This window comes from Acidovorax sp. FJL06, from assembly GCF_003852545.1.
In the GTDB taxonomy this organism is placed as follows: Bacteria; Pseudomonadota; Gammaproteobacteria; order Burkholderiales; family Burkholderiaceae_C; genus Acidovorax.
In genome coordinates this window covers 1-442 of record NZ_QAJR01000085.1, presented here as the reverse complement: position 1 = coordinate 442, position 442 = coordinate 1, and the positions used below count along the sequence as shown (strand labels likewise).

The window sequence follows — 442 nt, the reverse complement described above, 5'->3', positions numbered from 1 at the left end:
TTGTCCAGCGCCAGCAGGGATAACTCGCAGGCGGTGGTTCAGGCTGATACCTTGACGTTTTTCCAGAACGCCACGCGGCCCCGGATCTCTTCGGCCTCGGGCTTGGGGTCGGCGTAGAACCAGGCGGCCTCGGGGTGCATTTCGCCGTTGATCAGCAGCGACAGGTAGCTGGCCTGGCCTTTCCAGGCGCACATGGTCTTGTGGTTGCTGAAGGTGAAGAACTCGCGCTTGAGGGCGCTTTCGGGGAAGTAGTGGTTGCCTTCGACCACCACGGTGTCGTCGCTCTCGGCGATGACGACGCCGTTCCAGGTTGCTTTCATGGGGGTTCTTTTCCTTTTCTTCGGGTGCTTGTTTGCGGGGGGAGGAGATACCTTACTCGATTGGTTTGGGGGGTGGGTGGGGCTTGGTTGACCGAGTGCTTGGGTTGAGGGCGGAGGCCGGG

At 61.3% G+C, this 442-nt stretch carries 1 protein-coding gene; it reads right to left on the bottom strand.

Features of this window, described 5'->3' with window-relative positions; all coding sequences use genetic code 11:
• Positions 1 to 38: 38 nt before the first annotated feature.
• Positions 39 to 320: a DUF427 domain-containing protein gene (locus DBV10_RS22620; protein ID WP_124515778.1), complete on the bottom strand. Its 282-nt coding sequence runs from the start codon at positions 318 to 320 to the stop codon at positions 39 to 41.
• Positions 321 to 442 lie beyond the last annotated feature (122 nt).

Excerpts from the sequence above, each read along its gene's own strand:
- DBV10_RS22620 (WP_124515778.1), bottom strand. The coding sequence starts at position 320 with ATGAAAGCAACCTGGAACGGCGTCGTCATCGCCGAGAGCGACGACACC.